Genomic DNA, 3280 nt, shown 5'->3' with positions numbered 1-3280 from the left:
GTAGGCCGTGGCTTTTCCAATCAGCGTCTTGCCACAGCCGGGAGGGCCGTAGAGCAGGATGCCCTTGAGCGGGCGCTTGCCAAATCTTTCGTAAAGCTCCGGGTAGAGTAGGGGCTTCTCGATGGCATCGCGGATAATCTCGATGACCTCGTCTTGGCCGCCCACTTTGTCCCACGGCACCTGCGGGACTTCCTCCAGAAAGAAATCCTTGCTTTCGGCCTTGGGGAAGTGCTCCATTGCCAGCTTGCCAGTCGGGTCCATACGCACTTCATCACCGACCTTGAGATCGGCAAACTGAAGCCCCTCGCCCCGCCCGACAATGCGTGAGTTGAGCCCTTGTGTATCGCCGCCAACCCGGAGCCGGTTGTCCTCCAGCACCTCGCCCACTTTGACCAGGGGGCCGGCAACATGTGGCGGGAGAACCTGCACCACGGCAAACGCATCATTGACAACCACGCGATCGCCGATGGTCAGCGCGTCGGCCTCTAGCTTTGGATCCACGTTTCCCACGTACTCGCCATCCCCGACAGCCAGAAAGACTTTCTTGCTATTTTCCAGTGGCCCGAGATACATCCCGATCTTGCTTGCCGTCTCCGTGAGCTTGGCGTAGGCATCCTCGAACTGCTCCAGAACTTCCTGGGCATCGCGCATCTGCCGCTCATCGGTTTCGAGCTGGTGGCGTAGAAGAAGGAGGTACTGGTACTTCGGGTCGGAGGGCGAAGTCATTGCCAGCAGCTCGTCTACCAGTCCCACAGCCCGCAGCTGCATCTCGTCGCTCTCTTGCGTCTGCGAATCTCCCCGTCGGTTATCTCGTCGTGCCATGGAGGTATTATACCTTTCAGGCGTATGGAAACCACTCCTCAAACGGTCAGGGAAGCCTTGGCAAAACTCTGGGAACGTCCTCCAATGCCCGTAGAGCGCCGCCTCGCCGCCCTAGAGAGATTTTGGCAGCAAGTCTGTCTCGTGCCGCCTTTAGAGATAGGGCAGTTTCCCTGGGCACAAGTCCAGCGAGGAATCGAAGCCCTCGCCCGCTCCGCCCCGCACTGCTCCGAGCCGGAAAATATAGAGAAGCCAGGCGTCCTCGCGCTGATTCTCGCCGGAAACACGCCGCTCCTCGCCTGGCCCGTGCTCCACTACAGCGTTCTGCTCGGCATTCCCGTCTTTATCAAACAAAGCCGTGATGAGACTGTCTGGACACGCCACTTCGTCGAGACGCTCGCCGGGATTGACCCCGAAGTCGCCGCCTTTCTCCACTTAGATTTCTTCCCCGGCGAAGACCCACGAACGCAAACTCTTGTCCAGAATGCCGATGCTGTGATTGCGTATGGCAATGATGAAACAATGGTGGCGCTACGCGAAGCCACTCCCGAAACCACGCCATTTCAGGGATTTGGGCACGCGACCAGTGTAGGACTCTGGACGGGCAAAGATGCTTTTACAGAGTTCAATGATTCTCTTATATTGACTGTCGCTTCTTCATTCGGTGTCGGGCTAGATTGCCTCACTTATAGTCAGGCAGGTTGCCTCTCGCTTCAGGCTCTCTTTGTAGAAAACTCTTGCTTAGAGTATCTAATTGAATTCCTAAAGGACGATGGAATGCCTCGTGCGACGGAAGCACTTGGTGTTCTTATGCCCTCTAAGATAGGAGAAATTCTTCGTATTCGAGAGGCTCGTGACCTGGCGTTTATGGGGGGCTGCGAGGTGATTGGTGACCCTGAGTTGCGCTGGACGATTATCGTGCACAAAGAGAGTTGTGTTCTACCAAAGCCAACAGGTTTTGGCGTATTGCATCTGATTCCCCTTGGGGATTTGGCAGTGTTCGGTGAGTTTCTTGGTTTGGCTAAGGGCAGACTTTCTTCGATTGGAGTCTCCGGAGAACTCTCCAAAGAACTGCGAGTAGCGATTGAAGCTGAAGGCGTTTCGCGGATTTGCCGGGCGGGGGAGATGCAGACGCCGCCGCTGGACTGGCGCAATGGAGGCGTGGACTTGCAGGCGTGGCTGGCAAAGTCGCTGACTTCATGACTTCTTCACGGGGTGACTGTATTTTTGTCAGTGACGAGGGATTCAGTTTCCTAGGTATCGAGGGATAGGGGGCGAGCCGCTTGACAAAACTGGTAGGTTTGCGGAACAATAGCGGCGACTTTGGAATCGAATGGGGCAGTCCTTGAAGGGACAATGGTTCCCCGTGAAATTTTCGTAACATAAAGAAGGAAAATACCTGCACTGGCTTGAATAAAGCGAGCGTAGGTTTTCGGCAATTTTAGCTAGGGATTGACTCTGGCTAACGACCGAGAAGAGAGGTTTTACAGCATGCAGATTCGCACTGGGATGCGATCCTCCTGGTTGGCGGCGGCGGCGGCAGTGCTGGTAACAGGTCTGCTGGCGCTCCTGCCTTCCGGCTGTGGTAGCGGCGGCGGGGTGACCAACCCAACACCATCACCAATACCGGGGGGAGCGACACCGACTCCCACCCCACTACGTACCGCAGCCTTTAAGGTCAGGATCGATTGGGGCGCGCGCAGTCGCGTCGTTGGACTCTCCTCGGCACTTTCTGCCAGGATTACGCTGGAAAAAGGGGATGCCTCGGGAAATGATATTTCCTGGGTCGTAAATCGTCCTGCTGGCACTGCTGCTGTTCTCCAGAGCTACGATTCACCACGTCCTGCTCGGGTTGGTCAGTCCATTCTGACGATTCGTTTCTATACCGCCGGTGATGCCAGTGGTGAAGAAATCGGTCGCGCCGAGGCCTCTGCTTCCGTGCTGGCAGATGGCTCACTCACGGTAACCATCTCGACCTACACCGGTGTCCAGTCTATTGCCTTGCTCCCCGGACAGAGTGTTGCGGTGGGGGAGACAAAAGACCTGATGTTCTCCGCGAAGAATTTTAATGGTCAAGATGTTGCCATCACCAACGAGCTGCGTGGCGGCGCTTTCTTCACTGTCGTGGCTGACCCGCAGAACCTTGAGGCCGTCAATGGTGGTTCTCAGGTAAGGGGTCTTCATCCGATCCAAGCGACTGTGACCGTGCGTGTGGATACGGCGACCTCTGCTCCCGTTGTGGTTGACGTAACATCGGCTACCAGTGTGAGTGTTGCTCCGATCACAGGAGACATTGGCTCTGAGTTTCCGCTGCCGCTTACTGCTACCGTTCTTGGTGCTCCGACGGCCGAGAGTGATGTTGTTTGGAGTATCCAGGGAGGTCCCAGTGCTCTTAATGGCCAGCTAGTCAGTGTGGCTCCAAACACGGTTACCTATGTTGCGCCCAAGCTCACCGGAGTTG

Annotated in this window: 2 protein-coding genes and 1 pseudogene; 2 read left to right on the top strand and 1 reads right to left on the bottom strand. The window is 56.3% G+C overall.

Annotation, left to right across the window (positions count from 1 at the left end):
- Positions 1-822: pseudogene (locus AC1XOS_RS21425) on the bottom strand (AAA family ATPase); the annotation flags it as partial.
- A 24-nt stretch (positions 823-846) separates the two neighbouring features.
- On the opposite strand from AC1XOS_RS21425, the gene AC1XOS_RS21420 reads away from it, so the two are divergent.
- Positions 847-2022: an acyl-CoA reductase gene (locus AC1XOS_RS21420; RefSeq protein WP_481964244.1), complete on the top strand. Its 1176-nt coding sequence runs from the start codon at positions 847-849 to the stop codon at positions 2020-2022.
- Between the two features lie 288 nt (positions 2023-2310).
- The coding region (locus AC1XOS_RS21415) for a hypothetical protein (protein WP_481964243.1) at positions 2311-3280 on the top strand (970 nt) is incomplete at its 3' end.

It is taken from the genome of Armatimonas sp. (assembly GCF_964826245.1).
The sequence above is the reverse complement of the archived record's forward strand: the minus strand, read 5'-3'. Positions and strand labels throughout refer to the sequence as shown.

Excerpts from the sequence above, each read along its gene's own strand:
- AC1XOS_RS21420 (WP_481964244.1), top strand. The coding sequence starts at position 847 with ATGGAAACCACTCCTCAAACGGTCAGGGAAGCCTTGGCAAAACTCTGG.